The 16,859-nt window shown below is 42.6% G+C and carries 18 protein-coding genes and 1 pseudogene; 3 read left to right on the top strand and 16 right to left on the bottom strand.

All coding sequences use genetic code 11. The features are described from left to right. Nucleotides 1-8 precede the first annotated feature (8 nt). Both HMPREF1150_RS02745 and HMPREF1150_RS02750 read right to left on the bottom strand, forming a co-directional pair. Nucleotides 9-485, bottom strand: coding sequence for a PTS system mannose/fructose/N-acetylgalactosamine-transporter subunit IIB (locus tag HMPREF1150_RS02745; RefSeq protein ID WP_002898809.1), 477 nt, complete (start codon nucleotides 483-485; stop codon nucleotides 9-11). Further along, nucleotides 482-2,269, bottom strand: a complete 1,788-nt coding sequence (locus tag HMPREF1150_RS02750; RefSeq protein WP_009660227.1) for a beta-galactosidase family protein — start codon at nucleotides 2,267-2,269, stop codon at nucleotides 482-484. The genes HMPREF1150_RS02745 and HMPREF1150_RS02750 overlap by 4 nt, the downstream gene beginning before the upstream one ends. 139 nt (nucleotides 2,270-2,408) lie before the next feature. On the opposite strand from HMPREF1150_RS02750, the gene HMPREF1150_RS02755 reads away from it, so the two are divergent. Continuing rightward, complete coding sequence (locus tag HMPREF1150_RS02755) at nucleotides 2,409-3,125, top strand: GntR family transcriptional regulator (protein WP_002907683.1); 717 nt, start codon at nucleotides 2,409-2,411, stop codon at nucleotides 3,123-3,125. A 328-nt stretch (nucleotides 3,126-3,453) separates the two neighbouring features. On the opposite strand, the gene dhaM is transcribed toward HMPREF1150_RS02755, so the two are convergent. The 3 genes from dhaM to dhaK are packed head-to-tail and all read right to left on the bottom strand — an operon-like array spanning nucleotide 3,454 to nucleotide 5,406. Continuing rightward, nucleotides 3,454-3,828: a dihydroxyacetone kinase phosphoryl donor subunit DhaM gene (gene dhaM, locus HMPREF1150_RS02760; protein WP_009660143.1), complete on the bottom strand. Its 375-nt coding sequence runs from the start codon at nucleotides 3,826-3,828 to the stop codon at nucleotides 3,454-3,456. Beyond that, nucleotides 3,828-4,406, bottom strand: a complete 579-nt coding sequence (gene dhaL / locus HMPREF1150_RS02765) for a dihydroxyacetone kinase subunit DhaL (protein ID WP_009660187.1) — start codon at nucleotides 4,404-4,406, stop codon at nucleotides 3,828-3,830. Before dhaL ends, dhaM begins: the two co-directional genes overlap by 1 nt. A 10-nt stretch (nucleotides 4,407-4,416) precedes the next feature. After that, a complete protein-coding gene (gene dhaK / locus HMPREF1150_RS02770; protein WP_009660256.1) occupies nucleotides 4,417-5,406 on the bottom strand; it encodes a dihydroxyacetone kinase subunit DhaK in 990 nt (329 codons plus the stop codon). Between the two features lie 216 nt (nucleotides 5,407-5,622). Between dhaK and HMPREF1150_RS02775 the strand changes: the two genes are divergently transcribed. Then, nucleotides 5,623-6,219, top strand: coding sequence for a TetR/AcrR family transcriptional regulator (locus HMPREF1150_RS02775; RefSeq protein WP_009660180.1), 597 nt, complete (start codon nucleotides 5,623-5,625; stop codon nucleotides 6,217-6,219). Further along, nucleotides 6,216-6,782 carry an NAD(P)H-dependent oxidoreductase gene (locus tag HMPREF1150_RS02780; protein ID WP_009660257.1) on the top strand — a complete coding sequence of 189 codons (567 nt, stop codon included), beginning with the start codon at nucleotides 6,216-6,218 and terminating at the stop codon, nucleotides 6,780-6,782. The genes HMPREF1150_RS02775 and HMPREF1150_RS02780 overlap by 4 nt, the downstream gene beginning before the upstream one ends. A gap of 146 nt (nucleotides 6,783-6,928) precedes the next feature. On the opposite strand, the gene HMPREF1150_RS02785 is transcribed toward HMPREF1150_RS02780, so the two are convergent. The 11 genes and pseudogenes from HMPREF1150_RS02785 to purD all read right to left on the bottom strand — a co-directional run bounded on the left by HMPREF1150_RS02785 (nucleotide 6,929) and on the right by purD (nucleotide 16,802). Next, nucleotides 6,929-7,786, bottom strand: a complete 858-nt coding sequence (locus HMPREF1150_RS02785) for a hypothetical protein (protein ID WP_009660176.1) — start codon at nucleotides 7,784-7,786, stop codon at nucleotides 6,929-6,931. A gap of 9 nt (nucleotides 7,787-7,795) precedes the next feature. Beyond that, nucleotides 7,796-9,088 (bottom strand): adenylosuccinate lyase, encoded by a 1,293-nt coding sequence (gene purB, locus HMPREF1150_RS02790; protein WP_009660239.1) that lies wholly within the window; start codon nucleotides 9,086-9,088, stop codon nucleotides 7,796-7,798. Nucleotides 9,089-9,157: 69 nt separating this feature from the next. Continuing rightward, a pseudogene (locus HMPREF1150_RS0111300) lies at nucleotides 9,158-9,619 on the bottom strand (GIY-YIG nuclease family protein); the annotation flags it as partial. Nucleotides 9,620-9,632: 13 nt separating this feature from the next. After that, on the bottom strand, nucleotides 9,633-9,899 hold the full coding sequence (locus tag HMPREF1150_RS02795; protein WP_124765095.1) for a hypothetical protein: 267 nt from the start codon (nucleotides 9,897-9,899) through the stop codon (nucleotides 9,633-9,635). Nucleotides 9,900-9,974: 75 nt separating this feature from the next. Continuing rightward, nucleotides 9,975-10,667 carry an aspartate/glutamate racemase family protein gene (locus HMPREF1150_RS02800; protein WP_009660135.1) on the bottom strand — a complete coding sequence of 231 codons (693 nt, stop codon included), beginning with the start codon at nucleotides 10,665-10,667 and terminating at the stop codon, nucleotides 9,975-9,977. A gap of 3 nt (nucleotides 10,668-10,670) precedes the next feature. After that, a complete protein-coding gene (locus HMPREF1150_RS02805) occupies nucleotides 10,671-10,898 on the bottom strand; it encodes a hypothetical protein (RefSeq protein ID WP_002928687.1) in 228 nt (75 codons plus the stop codon). Between the two features lie 265 nt (nucleotides 10,899-11,163). After that, on the bottom strand, nucleotides 11,164-12,216 hold the full coding sequence (locus HMPREF1150_RS02810) for a DNA-processing protein DprA (protein ID WP_009660253.1): 1,053 nt from the start codon (nucleotides 12,214-12,216) through the stop codon (nucleotides 11,164-11,166). Nucleotides 12,217-12,236: 20 nt separating this feature from the next. Continuing rightward, the gene (locus HMPREF1150_RS02815) at nucleotides 12,237-13,679 is read right to left on the bottom strand and encodes an HAD family hydrolase (protein ID WP_009660197.1); all 1,443 of its coding nucleotides are present in this window, start codon (nucleotides 13,677-13,679) and stop codon (nucleotides 12,237-12,239) included. A gap of 3 nt (nucleotides 13,680-13,682) precedes the next feature. Continuing rightward, a complete protein-coding gene (purK, locus tag HMPREF1150_RS02820) occupies nucleotides 13,683-14,765 on the bottom strand; it encodes a 5-(carboxyamino)imidazole ribonucleotide synthase (RefSeq protein WP_009660220.1) in 1,083 nt (360 codons plus the stop codon). Further along, entirely contained in the window at nucleotides 14,752-15,240 is a 489-nt protein-coding gene (purE, locus tag HMPREF1150_RS02825; RefSeq protein ID WP_009660156.1) for a 5-(carboxyamino)imidazole ribonucleotide mutase, read from the bottom strand. The genes purK and purE overlap by 14 nt, the downstream gene beginning before the upstream one ends. 299 nt (nucleotides 15,241-15,539) lie before the next feature. Further along, entirely contained in the window at nucleotides 15,540-16,802 is a 1,263-nt protein-coding gene (gene purD, locus HMPREF1150_RS02830) for a phosphoribosylamine--glycine ligase (RefSeq protein ID WP_009660198.1), read from the bottom strand. Nucleotides 16,803-16,859 lie beyond the last annotated feature (57 nt).

Raw genomic sequence — 16,859 nt, 5'->3', positions numbered from 1 at the left:
ATTTTTTCTTATTTTAATAACTTCATGAAGTCCTCAACCGGATCGTTGGGAACCATTTGCGCTGTCAGTTTTACTCCTTTTTCATGAAGCTTGTGAAAGGCTTCAACATCTGCATCTACCACGTTGATAGATCGGGTAATGGAGCGAGTTTCGTCTGACTGAGACATATTGCCAACGTTCAGCGTTTCCAGCGGAACACCAGCTTCGACCAACCGCAGGAAACGGTCTGGCTTACGAGCAACAATCAAGAGTCGCTGTGAATCATACTTGCCGGCCAAGATATTTTCTGCTGCCTTAGCAATTGGCAAGACACTAAGTTTCACACCAGCTGGCGTTGCGAGCTTGAGTCCGCTCTTTTCGATAGCATTTTCAGCTACCTCATCGTCAATCACCATAATGCGTGAAATATTGAGCTTGGTAGTCCAAAGATTGGCTACCTGTCCATGGATCAAACGTCCATCGATACGTGCACCTACTATTGTCATAGATTTTCCCCCTTTATTGTTTTAAATGTAGGTTGGTTAACTAAGTGAATGGTTTCGCTGTAGATCCCTTCTGTCTCAAAGATAATGATGCGATTGTCTCCCTCTCTGAGCAGGCTGTGCGGGATATAGAGCGATAAGGTCGGTCCGACATTCCAGAAACGGCCAATGCTGACACCGTTGACAAAGACGACGCCCTTGCCAAAGTCGGACAGATCCAGATAAGTATCTTTAAGCGCTTTCATTTTAAAGTCAAAAGCGTAGAAAGCTGGTTGCTTTTCCTGCCACCCTTTTGAAAAGTCAATCTTTTCTGGATGGTCCAGCGGAAGCGGATAATGCTGCCAGTCAAGCAGGAAGTGGAGATCCTTGCAGACACCCGTACGAATCCCCTTCTGCTGGGTATCTGCCAGTAGCTTGTGCCCATAATTGACCCGACCCATATTTTCCATCAGAATGTCAAGCTGGTGCTCCGCCTTTTTCTGGCCGTCCACCATGATATCCTGACCGATTTCTGTCTGGTACTGGGTTGCTATGTGCTGACCGTCCACATAGAGCTGCATACGGTCGCGCCCGTCAATGACACGGATCCTTTCCTGATCAGCATCCCAACTAGCCCAAGTCCGATAGAGCAGGTAGCCGACATTTTGCCCCAGCTCTTCCATCTTCATCGGATAGAGACTTTCGATAGGCTCTGCCAAGTCAGGCAGTGTCTCAAAGAGACTGACCTTCTGACTGAGCGGAATATTCCTGAGTTCAAAAGACTCTTTCACTAAGGGCTCCATCTGTGGATACTCTGGATAATACTTTTTCAGCATCCTCTGGACTGCATAGTACTTGTCCGTCGGATTGCCACGCTCATCGAGTAGAGCATCGTAGTCATAGGATGTTACCTGTGGCAGGTCAATGACTCCTCTGGCCGAACAGCCGTTCATAAAGCCAAAATTGGTACCGCCATGAAACATATAGAGATTGATTGAGCCCTGCTGGAGCACTTCGTGGACAGCTTGAGCCAACTCGTCTGGATCTCGCTTGATGATAGGTTCTTTCCAGCGATTGAACCAGCCGTCCCAGAACTCCATACACATGAGCGGCCACTTTTTACCATGCTCGTCAAAGAATTCCTGCATCTGGGCAAAATTGTAATCTGCCTTAGAGCCGAAATTTCCTGTCACAAAGACATCGTCATCAATCAGAGTACCAGCTCGAAGCGTAGCCCGCCAAGGCCCGTCTGAAGTAAAGAGCGGACAGGTTACACCTCGTTCTTCCATGAGCTGTCTGATTGCTCTTAAGTAGGCCTTGTCTTCCCCATAAGAACCGTACTCATTTTCCACCTGCATCATGAGGATATTTCCCGCATTGTCCAGTAGCCTTGGAGTCAGTCGCGGCAGCAGCTCGTCATAATAACTGGCTACAGCCCGCAGAAAGGCCTCGTCTGATGAGCGGATGCGCATATTTTCATTGAGCAGCCAGGCCGGCAGACCACCGAACTCCCACTCCGCGCAGATAAAAGGCGAAGGGCGGATAATGGCATAAAGTCCCAAATCCTGAGCCGTCTGTAAAAATGCCTCAATATCTAAAATCCCTTGGAAGTTAAAGACACCTTTTTGAGGTTCGTGCATATTCCAGGGAAGATAGGTCTCCACTGTATTAAAGCCCAGAGCTTTGAGATTATAAAGGGAATGATACCAATCCTCAGGCTGTACCCGAAAATAGTGAATGGCTCCCGATAAAATCTTAAACTCCCGATCATCCAAACAGAAGGAATGACCAATTTTGAATCTTGCCATCTGATGTTCCCCCAGTTATAAAACCGCTTTCATCTCTTATTAATATTAATATAATAAATTTTTGCATAAATGTCAACATTTTTTTTAAAAATATGTTAAAATCTTAAGTAAGAAAAGTAAAAAAAGAGAGGTGAACAAAATGGCTATTCCAAAATACCAACAAATCAAAGATGAGCTCAAGCAGCAAATCATTTCTGGCAAATTTGAAAATGGCGATAAGTTTTACACAGAGGCTGAGCTGATTCAGATGTTTAATGTCAGCTCCATTACTGTTGTCCGCGCTTTGAATGAACTGGCTAATGATGGTTACATCATCCGCCAACAAGGCAAGGGGACCTTCGTTTCACGTGCAAGAAAGCACAAGCTGGTGGAATTTTCTGACGTTGAGACCTTCCCTATCCAAAAAGATAAGGTGACTGTTCTTTCCATTAAACGCGGAAATGACCTGAAAATCTTGGATAAGCTAGAACTAGCACCAACGCAGTTCTACTATAAGATTGACCGAATCAGACGGACTGGCGATAAAGTCTATATCTATCACCAAACCTATATCCCTGAGCAATACATCAATCCTAACTATCCAGATATGGACTACTACAGCTCCATTTACAACCGCTTCAAAACTGACTACCACATTCACATGAATGATGAACATTTTGAAGAGACCAATGAAATTGTCTTCCCAACACCAAAAGATGTTGCGAAAGTGCTGGAAGTTGATACCAACTTCCCGACTGTTCATCAGGTGAAGATTACCCAGCTGGAAAGCACTGGACAAATCTTAGAGTACAGCGAAACTTACAAACGCGGTGACTTCTTCAAGATTAAGTTCATTTCCTGCAATCGGGACCACTAAGATTGAAAACGATGGCTTCTAATCGGCTGTCGTTTTTTATTTCATCTTGTGTACTTATATCTATTATAAGTCTATCTATACCAATTTGCAATCCATTCTAAAAACTTTTGTTCATTAAAAAGTGAATTCTGTCAAAAAGTAAACGAAACTTATGATTTCGTCCTATTTTTAATCAATTTAAAGAAGAAAAAATAAGAAACACAGGCTCTTCCCCTGAAAATTGGTACAGCGATAAAGCAAAAAAGCTGAGATTCACATCCCAGCTTTTTGATATAAAATGTTCTTTATTTTTCAAATGAAGTCGTTTATTAAGTCTCTATAAAACCTGCTATTTCTTTATTTCTAATTCACGGACCTGAAGCAAAACATTAGGCAAATCTGCCCCAGCCTGAAGAAGGGCAGCAGCCGTATAAGCGCCCTCTACCAAAGGAACATTATTGATAATGATTTCCTTGTCAGAAAAGTCTGCGACCATTTCTAGATTCATCCGAGCCGAACCCAGATCAAAAAAGGCCAAAATAGTGTCCTTGTCATTGGCATCTAAAGCTGCCTGAATCCCTTCAAAGCTGGTCCCGATGCTACCGTCGTCCAACCCGCCTACATAGCTGATGGCCACATCTGCCGCCACCTGCAAAATGAGCTCAAACAAGCCTTGGACCAGGTTTTTGGAATGGGAAACGATAAGAATGCCAGTATCTGCCATCAGCCTGCCTCCGTTTCTAGAAGAGCCTCAAAGAGGAGACCAGATGAAGCCGAACCGGGATCAATATGGCCGATAGAGCGCTCACCGACATAGGAAGCCCGCCCCTTGGTCGCTTTCAGATCTTTGGTCGCTTCCACTAGAGAACCAATCTTTTCACGCGTCAAGTCTCCAGACTGCAAAGAAACAGGAAGCTCCGACCAGACATCCACCATGGTCTTCTCACCAGGCACAGCCTTGCCCCGCTTCTGAATCATGTCCAGCCCAGCTTGGATAACTTCTGACAAGTCCTTGCCGTCTTTCTCAGCTTTGCCCATGCCCATGAAGGCCGAGCCATAAAGAGGGCCTGAAGCACCGCCGACCTTGCTAATCAGCTGCATGGAAACAGCCTGAAAAACCTCAGCCGCACTGGCAAAGTCCTTAGCAGCTAGACTCTCTACTGCTGCTGCCATCCCCCTAGCCATATTGGCGCCATGATCGCCGTCGCCGATAGGAGTATCAAGATCAGACAGATAGGCTTTCTGGTCCTGGATCTTCTCGTTGAACAACTGCATCCATTTTTTTGCTCTTGCTGCGTCCATAAGCACCTCCTTACCAAGCGGCTGTCGTGACAAGACTGTTGAGAGCTGTCAGCCAGTCTGGCTGGTCTAGCTGGATAAAGGTCAGAGAAATCCCAGCCATATCAATGGAGGTCATGTAATTGCCCAGCTTTTTATAGACAACTTCGACTCCAGCTTCTGCCAGAAGATTTGCTACATCGGCCGCAAAGACATACTGCTCCATGAGCGGTGTTGCACCCATACCATTGATGAGAATACCAATCTTCTTGCCAGATTTGAGCTCAACAGACTGACTGAGCTTTTCGACTAATTCTTTAGCTAAGTCCTTAGACGGTTGCATCTTTTCCTTGCGATAGCCGGGCTCACCGTGGATGCCAATACCGAACTCTATCTCATCATCAGCCAAAACAAAACCAGGCTTGCCGACTTCAGGTACGGTTGCCCCGCTCAGAGCCAAGCCAACTGTGTGAATATGTTTGACCAGCTCGTCAGCCAGAGCCTTGATTTCAGTCAGAGATTTGCCTGCACGCGCCGCATCCCCTAGAATCTTATGGACAAGAATGGTACCAGCCACTCCGCGACGACCTTGCGTATAGAGGCTGTCTTCCACTGCGATATCGTCATCTACGACGACACTAGCCACCTCAATCCCTTCCATCTCAGCCATTTCCTGAGCCATTTCAAAGTTCATAATGTCACCGGAATAATTCTTAATCACCATGAAGACCCCAGCACCCTCATCTGCTTCCTTGATAGCCTGCAAGACCTGATCAGGTGTTGGCGAAGTAAAGACCGCTCCGCAGATAGCGGCCGACAGCATGCCCTCCCCAACAAAGCCCGCGTGGGAAGGCTCATGACCACTGCCACCGCCAGAAATCAAGCCAACCTTGCCAGTCTTCTCACTCTTGCGGGCAATGATATCAAAGCCCTCCACCCGATAAACCAAATCGCTGTGAATATAGGCCAATCCTTCCAGCATCTCGTCCACAACCGCTGTTGGATCGTTGATAATTTTCTTCATAGGTGTCCTCCGTTTCTCAGCGTTTCTTTACGATGAGCAATTCGCCCTAAAAAGAAAGCGCTATCATTTTGATATTATTTTAACATTTTATCTTACTGAAAGCAAATTCTGCCACATCCTAGAATAGAAGAAAGCATCAAATTAGTTGACAAGAAAAAGTAGACAGTGTATACTAAAGATAGATAAGTAGACGGTGTATACTTTAGGAGAAAATGAATGAAACGCAATACTGCCCAGCTGAAAGAACAGCTCATTCAAACAGGGATTGAAGAAATCGGAAAACATGGAATTGAACAGCTCTCGCTCAGGACTGTTGCCAAGGCCTGCGGTGTAACTCACGGCACTCCATACCGCCATTTTGAGAGCAAGGAAGGCTACCTCAAGGTGGTTTTGGCCAGGCTTTCGCTCTTTCTCAACCAGGAAATCAATGAAAAGATTGATGCGACAGGTTCTGCGCGTGGTCAGCTGACCCAGCTTGGTCTTAATTTCATTATTTTTGCTAAGACCTACCCTCATTTTTTCGAAGCTCTCTTTATCAAATTTCCTTTTAAATATATGAAAGTGACCCAGGACACCATACTCTTGGAGTCTGACCTGCCTGGATTTGATAAATTTAAGGAGCTCGTTTTAAAGCTTCGCAAGGAGGAAAAGTTTAACAATAGCGAAGCAGAAAGCCTTTTTCACTTTTGGAGCTTTATCACAGGTCTGGCCGTTCTGACCAACAGTCCTATCGGACAAGACCTTGATCCTCAAGCCATCCAAAGCACGATCGAGCACATGCTTGACATTTATATCAAAGGAGAACGATCATGAAAACCTTGATTATTTATACCCACCCAAGCCCAACTGGCTTCAATGCTGCTATTCTCAAAGAAGTTCAAAGCAACCTTTCTAAGAAGCATGAGGTGAAAACCTTGGACTTGTATGCTGAAAATTTTGACCCGATTTTGCGCTTTGACCAAGAACATAGACGCCGTGACCTGCACAAAGACCCTGAAATGGCCAAATACCGAGATTTAATCACTTGGGCAGACCATCTAATTTTCATTTTCCCGATCTGGTGGAGCGGTATGCCGGCCATTCTCAAAGGCTTTATCGACCGCGTCTTTGCGGCTGACTTTGCCTACTCTTATAAGAAAGTCGGCATGCAAGGTCACCTGCAAGGCAAGTCCGGCTGGATTATCGTCAGCCACAATACACCAGGCTTTGCCCTGCCTTTTGTCCAAGACTACGGCAAGGTGCTTAAAAATCAAGTCCTGAAACTTTGCGGTATTTCTCCCGTCAAACTGACAGAGCTCAACGGAGTAGAACGCAAGACAGACCAACAACGCCAAGAAATGCTCAAGAAAATCGGGCAGCTGGCCAGTCAAATTTAAGAACAAGCAAATAGGCACTTCGTAAGAAGCGCCTATTTCTATATTTAATCTAAGCCTACGCGTTTGAAGATTTCATCTACGCGCTTTTGTGGCATAGCAAATTTGCTTATTGATGATTTTTAAAGCTTTATAATATGTATGCTATATTATTTTGAAAAATCCTGGATCCACGAGATTAGTATACCCGAAGTCATCAAGTATGAAAACAAAGAAAATAAAATAATCATAGTAAATAGAACAATTTGCGATTCCAAAAATGCTGTATTATGTATAACTCTTTTTATAAATTCAGGAACTTTTATTTTTCTTGCAAAATGAATTAACAAGTTTCTAAACATCATAGCATATGCCAGGAATTGTTGGACAATCGCAATTAATAAACCAATTATTTTATACGCACTTTGAATAAACTCGCTATTTGTCAAAGCTGCTGACATCCCTTCAGAGATTGTTAATAGGTTAACTCCATAATAAATAGTTAGCATAGAGATAGGTATTGAATAAAAAAGATAAACTAATGTAGATTTTTGGATACGGCCACTAATCGCAACAATGAATAAAATTACTATTGAGGAAATTAGAGGAACTAAACCATACCATTTTAAAACTAGTGAAATTTCATTTTTATACTTTATAAACATAGAAACTATTCCAACAATACCAATTAACGATAAAATAATAATTCCCCAAAAATCATCATCACTCATATTTTTATTAGTTTGATCTTGCTTAGGTTTCTTTCTTATAAATTTAAAATCCAATCCTGGTTTATATCTAGGCGTTGGAATTATTATTGTATTTTCTGAAATTTCTAGTGAGTTCTTATTAAAAAAGTTTGATAGTTTATTACTCCATTCAGAAAACCTTGGGCCTATCTTCGGTAGTTTAGCGAATATTTTCCTGAAAATTAATATACAAATACCTAAAATTAATGATTGAATTATACCATCCGGTATGGTTTTTATCACATTGCTCAACCAGTTTAATATATTATCTACATTCATTATCTACTCTCACAATCCAATGCGCTCAAAGATTTCATCTACGCGCTTGGTGTAGTAAACTGGGTTGAAGATTTCATCAATCTCTTCCTGAGTCAGGCGGGAAGTGACTTCTGGATCCGCTTCGAGCAGAGGCTTGAAGTCCACTTGATTGTCCCAAGACTGGGCAGTCTTTGGCTGCACCAGATCATAAGCTTGCTCTCGCGTCATGCCTTTTTCAATCAGGGTCAACATGGCCCGCTGGCTAAAGATAAGACCAAAGGTCGAGTTCATGTTCCGCTTCATATTTTCAGGGAAGACAGTCAGGTTCTTGACGATATTACCAAAGCGGTTGAGCATGTAGTCGATGAGAATGGTCGTGTCCGGTGCGATAATCCGCTCAGCTGATGAGTGGGAAATGTCGCGCTCATGCCAGAGAGAGACATTCTCAAAGGCTGTCACCATGTGGCCCCGAATGACACGCGCCAGACCGGTCATATTTTCAGAGCCGATTGGATTGCGCTTGTGCGGCATGGCAGAGCTGCCCTTTTGACCCTTGGCAAAGAACTCTTCCACTTCGCGCTGCTCAGACTTTTGCAGACCACGGATTTCAGTTGCCATGCGCTCGATAGACGTCGCAATCAAGGCTAGAGCTGAGAAGTATTCAGCGTGGAGGTCACGTGGCAGGACTTGAGTCGAAATCTCTTGCGGACGGATGCCTAATTTCTCACAGACATAGCTTTCCACAAATGGCGGAATGTTGGCAAAGTTCCCAACCGCACCAGAGATTTTCCCAGCTTCCACACCTGCAGCCGCAATCTCGAAACGCTCAATGTTGCGCTTCATTTCGCTGTACCAAGTCGCGAGCTTAAGGCCGAAAGTCGTCGGCTCCGCATGCACCCCGTGTGTCCGTCCCATCATGATGGTGAACTTGTGCTCCCGCGCCCGCTCCGCAATGATGTCCGTGAAGCGACGCAGATCCTCACGGATGATGTCATTGGCCTGCTTGTAGAGGTAACCGTAGGCAGTATCTACCACATCAGTCGAGGTCAGGCCATAGTGCACCCACTTGCGCTCTTCGCCCAGTGTCTCAGAAACCGCCCGCGTGAAAGCCACCACATCGTGGCGCGTCTCCTGCTCAATCTCCAAGATGCGGTCGATGTCAAAGCCAGCCTTTTCACGAATCAAGGCCACATCTTCCTTGGGAATCTCACCCAACTCAGCCCAAGCCTCATCAGCCAGAATCTCTACCTCCAGCCAAGCCTTGTACTTATTTTCCTCAGTCCAAATATTCGCCATTTCAGGGCGGCTATATCTTTCAATCATGTTTTATTTTCCTTTCGTTTGAGGTTTCACTTAGCTAGAATAAACATTAAGGAAACTTGAGTTCCAATCCTAGCGTTGTTCTTCAATAGCTTTAGTTTGTCTATATTCAAATGCTTCTGCATTTTCTGTCAGCTCTACTGTTAGCTCTTTGTGAGTATCTAAAATATCTTTAATGATTGCAAAAGGAACTTTGAAATATTCTTTGCGACCATTTACTTTGTTAACTTTATATTGAGAAAGCTGGTTATGTAATTCTGTTTCTAAAGCAAATGCCTCTTCACTAAAAATCAAAGCATGTATGTCAAATTGGAACGGTACCGATGCACTGCTCAATTCCCTAATACGCTCTATAGGTTCCAAACGGCGAGTAACACCAATTTTATAAACATTTTCTCCGAAAGAGCCAATATTAGAAATAACATAAACATATCCAGCCGTAGCATGACCTTCACGATAATCTATATCTTCTTCAATTTCTTCTAATTCTGAAAGTTTGTCTTGATACTCAGCTAACTGAAGTTTTAATTCTTTTCTCCATTAAATTCTAAAAATTTTCTTCTTCCTTAGAATCTTCGTAAACACAAAATTCAATCGAAAGTTTTATAGGGCGACTTGTTAATCCAAAACTCTTTATATAATCATAGACCTCATCATCATCGCGCGTATGCTCTATAACTAACTGATTATTTGTTATCTCTACAATATGAATACCTTCTGCATCCGGAATTTCTGGAATGACTACATCATCCGCATAAGTAAATGTTAGAGTAGTAATATCATCTTCAAATACATCATCGAATTCTTCTATCATTTTAAAAATCAATCCCTTTCCCAAAACTCAACACTGTCACATGCCCTACCTTACTGTTGTGCTTGTCTTCTATAATCATTTATTTACCGCCCACTCCGCTGCTTTCTGTGCATGGATCACTGTTGTGTCGTAGAGAGGCAGGTCAGTGTCGGATTGCTTGACGAGGAGACCAATCTCGGTACAACCCAAGATAACAGCTTCTGCGCCTGCTTTTTTCAAATCATCTATAACGGCAAGATAAGTCTGCTTTGAGCTTTCTTTGATGTTCCCTAGGCAAAGTTCGTCATAAATAATTCGATTAACCTCTGTAATACCAGCTTGGTCTGGAATCAGCACTTCTAACCCAGACTCTATTAATTTCTCCTTGTAAAAATCTTGGGTCATGGTGTACTTGGTTCCTAGGAGGCCGACTTTTTGAATACCGTCAGTCAACAAGGCCTGCGCAGTTGCTTGTGCAATATGCAAGATTGGAATCGTAATCTGTTCTTGTATCTGCGGAGCAACCTTGTGCATAGTGTTGGTGCAAATAACAATGAAATCCGCACCAGCTTGCTCCAAGCGCTGAGCAATATCTGCCAAAAGTTGACCGCTTTTCTCCCAGTCTCCGACTGCTTGATAATGCTCAACCTCTGCAAAGTCAACACTATAAAGTAGAATCTTAGCAGAATGCAAGCCACCCAGCTCTTTTTTGATGGTTTCGTTAATGATTTGGTAGTAAGAGGTGGTACTTTCCCAACTCATACCGCCAATCAGACCGATAATTTTCATAGACTAATTAAACTCCTCCTTGCTTATAGCCACCGACGGGTAGTGCGGCAAGCTACTTAGATCTGTATCCAATGGCAAATCATAGATAGCCAGATAATTGTTTGGATATTGAATCTTTAATTCCTGATATTTAGCTTTTACTTTTTCATGGTCAGCACTGGCAAAGAGCACTTCTACAACAGCAGTTTCTTTTCCTTCTTCCACAAAAGCATTGACGATGATTTGAATCATAGTAATTGACCAAGTCCGTATTCAGTTAAGCAAATACGACGGTCCATGTTCCTTTCTTTTTGTTTATTTTATTCTATCAAAGATTAGATGTTTGGGTTCAAATTAAGGGAACCCGTTCCCATTCCCTTCTGGTTTTTAATAGTATTAGTAATTAATAGTTCCAGTTAAATTTAGATAAACTCAGTATCCTATATTGCTAGTTATAAAGTCTTTGTAAAATGTAAAAAGAAATCAATATTCTGTTAAAAATCTATAAAAGCTCAACTTAAAAAAGAGATGTCTGAATAGTGTTACCTTGCTTATCGGTTTTTGCAATAATATTATTGATTGCAATCTGACTATATTTTTTATTTACTTTTTCTTTTATTACTTGCATTTTTTTATCAAATTCAAATATGCTATCTAACGAGTAAAGAGGAAAAGCTTTTTTTTCCGCTAACAATTGTTGATTTAAAGAAATAGCGGAATCATTTGAAAAATATACTTGCTGCCCCTTGCCATTCTTAAAGAGAGTATGATCAAGAACGGCTAATGCTCTATCTTGTTCTAATGCTTTATAGGTTGCATATCTACTTCCACCACTATTTGACGATTCGATAGTAATTGTTCCTAAACTCATACCACTTTGCCATTCATCACGTTCAACCAAATAACTAGGCCTTAATGTTGTTCCAATAGGATATTCAGATACCAAAGTCCCGCCATTACGTAAAATATCATCAGCTAGTGTACGATTTACTTTAGGATATATTGGAACATCTAAGCCATGAGCTAAAATAGCTATAGTTTTACCATTTGTAATACTCGCCATTTCATGAGCCAAGGAGTCACACCCTACAGCTAGTCCACTGACCACTGTGTAATCTAAATTAGATAACTGCTCAGTAATCTTTGAAGTCATCTTTTGGGCAAAAACACTTGGTTCCCTAGTGCCAATTACTGCTACTTTTTTTGTATCTGTGAGTAATTTTATATTCCCTTTAACAAATAATACTAGTGGTTTCTTAGATAAAACAGCTAGCTCTTTAGGATACTCAACATCACTAAAATTAATCGTGACTATTTGTTTTTCTAAACTATTATCAATAATTTCTTTCGCTTTATTACATTGAAAATTCCAACTTGACTTAGTCAAATCAGTTTCAATTAAATTTTTTAACTGACTTATCTTACTACCATAAATATCCTCAAAAGTGAAGTCATAATTTCCTTTTTTAGAAAAAACATCTTCTAGAAAATCAGCAATTCTTTTTCTTCCCATCCCTTTAAGTCTACTAAGGGCAATAATTTTAGTACTTAAGCTATAATTCTCTATCATATTTTTCTGCTTTTTTAAAATTAGTTGTCATCGAAATTAACTTGAGGTTCTGCAACTAAAGAAATAATATCGTCAAAATCCTTTGACGAGTACATTCCTGAAGTATTCTTTTTCAGAAAATCCAACAATTGTCTTGGATCATGAAACACATGATCCGCACCATAGTCCCGATTAAATCTATAGTGGATCCCCCATGTAACTAATACTGTTTCAAGTCCAGCCGCTTTATATGCAATAATATCATTTTTAGTATTTCCTATTCCAATAATTCTATTTCCTGATGAGTATTGCTTAATCTGTTTTATAGAATCAGTTACACTAAGATACGCAGGCTTAGTATGATAGCCATAAAATGATTTTGCTCTCGGCTTAATTAGCCAGTCAGAATGTGTGTAGTCTCTGTAACCTTTTTCATTCTCCTCTTTATAGTAAAAAGTAATTCCATTTTTCTGCTCAAAAGGAAAAACTTTTTCTCGAAGAAGCTTCTGCTTAAATAACTTAATCATCAAACTATAGCGATTAGAAACTACCGTATATGGTATAGATTTATTTGCAAGGATATCAAAAATATCTTCTAAATCTTTATACATTTCATAGACAACTTCTTTATTATAAAAATTATAATTGAATCCTTTACCGTTGAACAGATTTTGTTCAACTTCTACTTTTCTATCCCTAGAATTTACAATAGTCTCATCGAAATCCCAAATGACCCCATCAATTGAAAATTTAGATTCAAAATTTACTGAAGCTTCTTGATATAACGATTTTATTTTTTCCCATTTTTCAACGGTTTGATATTTATAAAATGCATAGTTGACTATCTTATTTCTAGGTACTCCGTGAGAGATTAGAAATTTATCCACCATACGAAAAGAACTACCACTCGTTGTTACATCATCCATCAGAACTATATAATCATATGTTCCCCAATCACAATTCTCCAAGGCCAATCCTTCTGTTAACTCGTGATACAAATGCTGTCTTTTACCTGTAGATTCTACATGAGTTTTTTGTTTTGAATCTGTTCTTACCAAAAGAACTTCATTATTTATGTTTAATTTTTTTGCAATATACTGAGGTAAATTATGAATTTCTGATTCTGAGCTAGGGATTCCAATATAACATATTCTCTTAGTCGAATCCTTCACAAATCGACGAAGTTTGTTTTGGCATTGAGCTATTAATTGCCTTAATTTATAAAATTCACTCTCATTTGTAAAATCAAATTTATTTTTTCCATCACTTTGGTTGACTTCTGAAATAAAAACATTGTTTTTGATTTTCGTTTTAACTAAATAAAACTCCTTCTGCATATCAAAATCCATATCCTGCTCACGATTATACAATTCCCCATAAAATATAGGCAGCGGCAAACCTTCCTCTACAAAAGGATAAGTGACATCAAAACTCTCTGAAATATCACGCTCATACTTAGTAAAATTAAATTTAGAATGTATCAAAAATCAATCCCCCCCAAACTCAACCACGCTATCCGGCGCATCACTAAACAAGGTCACATGTCCCATCTTGCGGTTGTGCTTCGCTTCTATTTTACCATACAGGTGGAGGTGGGCGCTTGGATTTTCTGTGACATATTTTTCAGCGGCCTCAACATGCTGGCCGAGTACATTGAGCATGACGGCAGGCGCATGCAGGTGGATAGCTGGCAATGGTGCTCCGAGAACGCCGAGAATATGAGTATTGAATTGCGAGAAGTCGCAAGCTTCGATAGAGTAGTGCCCAGAGTTGTGTGGGCGCGGGGCAATCTCATTGACGATGATGTCATCAGCCGTCGCAAACATTTCCACACAAAGGGTTCCAGACAAGTTAAGCTGGTCTGCGATTCGCATTGCCATAGATTTAGCTTTCTCAGCTAGAATAGCCGATATGCGGGCTGGGACAATAGTCTTAGACAAGATATTGTTGCGGTGAATATTTTCCTGAACTGGGAAAACTGTCACATCCTTGCCATTTCCGGACACGATGACGGAAATTTCAAGGTCAAAGTTGACAAATTCTTCCAAGACACAGGCTGCTGAATCGGCTAGCGCATAGGCTTCTTCCAAATCTTCTTCCGAGCGAATAACCTTTTGCCCATGGCCATCATAGCCACCAGTCGCAGTCTTGAGGACATAGTTTTTCGATAGGTCGATATCTGCCAAGTCTTGGCTGGAAGTCACGGCCTTGTAGGGTGCCACGGTGACTTGGGCCTTGTTTGCGAGAAAGTCCTTTTCAAAGATCCGATTTTGAGAAATGCGGAGCAGGTCAGTCCCTTGAGGTAGCTGACCATCCTTAATGACAGCATCCAAACCGTCAGCATCAACATTTTCAAACTCATAGGTCAGGACATCGCATCGCTCAGCCAGCTGACGCAGAGCATCCACATCATTATAAGGCGCTACGATAACCTCAGCCACGCGAGAGGCTGGACAGTCCGCCGCAGGATCGAGCGCGATGACCTTGTGCCCCATGTAGATAGCAGAAATGGCCATCATCTGACCCAGCTGACCGCCACCAATGATTCCGATTGTTTTAGATGAGCTCATTTGACGACTCCTCTGCGATTTTTCCTTGTTCTTCTGCAAAATCTGCTAGCGCTGCTGCTAGGTCTTGATCTTCAATGGCCAAGATCCGAAGGGCAGTCAGGGCAGCGTTTGTCGCTCCCGCTTCCCCAATAGCCATAGTTGCCACAGGCACACCACCCGGCATCTGCACGATAGAGTAAAGGGAGTCCAGACCGCTGAGAGCGCGTGATTTGACTGGTACACCAATGACAGGCAGAGTGGTTTTTGCTGCGACCATACCTGGTAAATGGGCTGCGCCTCCAGCACCTGCAATAATGACCTTGATACCGCGACTCCGTGCTTCCTCGGCATGTCTAAACATGAGGTCTGGTGTACGGTGGGCAGAGACAACTTTCTTTTCGTAGGCTACACCAAAGCGGTCTAAGACTTCGGCGGTTTTTTGCATGGTTGCCCAGTCGGATTTGGAGCCCATGATGATGGAAATAATTGGTTTCATTGTTAATATCCTTTTTCTTTTTTGATAATGGTCTTAGGTGGTGCGTCGGAAGCAAACCTTCGGTTTCATTCCTAAAATTTGAGCCCGAAGTCCCAAATGTTCCCTAAACCAGAACATACACTGTTCTGGTCTTTTCACCACGGTGACCATTATCATATTTGGCGACTGCGTCGCCTAAGCTAGCGCTAGTATTGCAAATGCTTGAAGAAATTCTCACAATGACCGGGCAAAGCGATAAAGTTCGAACTAATGTTCTTCAAGGAGCTTTAACACAGTCAATCGTAGATTTTCGAAGAGTTTTATTTAACCGCCTTGCTTCCGATATCCGTTCGGTAAAAGAGACCTGTAGTGTCTTGTTTTTTTAGTTGGTCGTAGATTTTTTCCTGCGCAGCTGATACGGTATCTGCTGTGGTGACCAGCATGTAAACTCGGCCGCCATTCGACAGCAGTGCTCCGCTATTTTCCGCAAACTTAGCCCCAGCATAGTAGGTGATGATGTCGCCGTCTGTTTTGTCCGGCAGAGGCAGGCCTTTCTCATAGTCCAGCGGGTAGCCCTCTGAAGCGACAACCACGCCAAGGGTCACGCCCTCATCCAGCCAAGTGATAGCCGGCTCCTTCTTGTCCAAAATGTCCGTGATGTTCTGCGCAAAGTCAGACGTCAGGCGCGGCAGGATAATCTGGGTCTCTGGGTCACCGAAGCGCGAGTTGAACTCAATGACCTTAGGACCATCTGCTGTCAGAATCAGCCCAGCATAGAGCACGCCCAGATAAGGTCGTCCCTCAGCTATCATGCCTTCGAGAACTGGCTTGATAATGGTCTCAACCGACTGTTCCACCACGATTTGTGGCAGGTGAGGCACTGGCGCATAAGCTCCCATACCACCTGTATTGGGTCCCTTGTCGCCATCATAGGCCCGCTTATGATCCTGGGCCGTTGGCATGATGTAAAACTTGTCGCCATTGACAAAGGCAAAGAGGGAGAACTCCTCGCCATCCAGGAACTCCTCGATAACCACACGCGCACCCGAGTCGCCGAACTTATTGTCCAAGAGCATCTCCTGCGCGGCATCGACCGCTTGCTCCACTGTCTCTGCGACGACTACGCCCTTGCCCAGAGCTAGGCCGTCCGCCTTGACCACGATAGGTGCTCCCTGCTTTTCGATGTAAGCTTTAGCTTCCTCAAAGTCGGAAAATGTGCCATAGGCTGCTGTCGGAACACCGTATTTGACCATGATTTCCTTGGCAAAATCCTTGGACCACTCCAGCTCCGCTGCTAAACGAGATGGACCGAAAGCCTTGAGCCCAGCTTGGTTAAAATCATCTACAATTCCAGCTGCCAGGGCATCATCCGGACCGATAAAAGACCAAGCAATATCATTCTCCTTGACAAATTCGATTAGTTTGGAATGTTCGGAAATTCCAATGTTTACTAAATCCAACCCATCCAAGGTCATGCCATCATTTCCAGGAGCGACAAACACCTGCTCCACACCCTGAGATTCCAATAACTTCTTGGCAATCGCATGCTCACGACCGCCTGAACCAACAACTAAAAGCTTCATAGCCAAGATACCTCAATATCCAATATCACAGGCGCTTACGCACCAAACTAACACATC

Source organism: Streptococcus sp. AS14, from assembly GCF_000286495.1.
GTDB lineage: Bacteria > Bacillota > Bacilli > Lactobacillales > Streptococcaceae > Streptococcus > Streptococcus sanguinis_P.
This window is presented reverse-complemented; position numbering and strand designations above follow the sequence as displayed.